The following is a 500-nucleotide window of genomic DNA, read 5'->3' on the forward strand; positions in this document are numbered from 1 at the left end:
GGGGAAGCCGTAGCGAAAGCGAGTCCGAACAGGGCGACGCAGTAGCATGCCCAAGACCCGAAGCGGAGTGATCTAGCCATGGGCAGGTTGAAGCGGAGGTAAGACTTCGTGGAGGACCGAACCCACCAGGGTTGAAAACCTGGGGGATGACCTGTGGTTAGGGGTGAAAGGCCAATCAAACTCCGTGATAGCTGGTTCTCCCCGAAATGCATTTAGGTGCAGCGTCGCGTGTTTCTTGCCGGAGGTAGAGCACTGGATAGGCGATGGGCCCTACCGGGTTACTGACCTTAGCCAAACTCCGAATGCCGGCAAGTGAGAGCGCGGCAGTGAGACCGTGGGGGATAAGCTCCATGGTCGAGAGGGAAACAGCCCAGAGCATCGACTAAGGCCCCCAAGCGTACGCTAAGTGGGAAAGGATGTGGAGTCGCACAGACAACCAGGAGGTTGGCTTAGAAGCAGCCACCCTTGAAAGAGTGCGTAATAGCTCACTGGTCTAGTGA

General features: G+C 57.2%; 1 rRNA gene. It reads left to right on the plus strand.

Going from position 1 to position 500, the window contains the following annotated elements:
* Nucleotides 1–500 (plus strand): 23S ribosomal RNA (locus tag ACFP2V_RS38635); the annotation flags it as partial.

This window comes from Streptomyces incanus (assembly GCF_042656345.1).
Taxonomy (GTDB): Bacteria; Actinomycetota; Actinomycetes; order Streptomycetales; family Streptomycetaceae; genus Streptomyces; species Streptomyces incanus.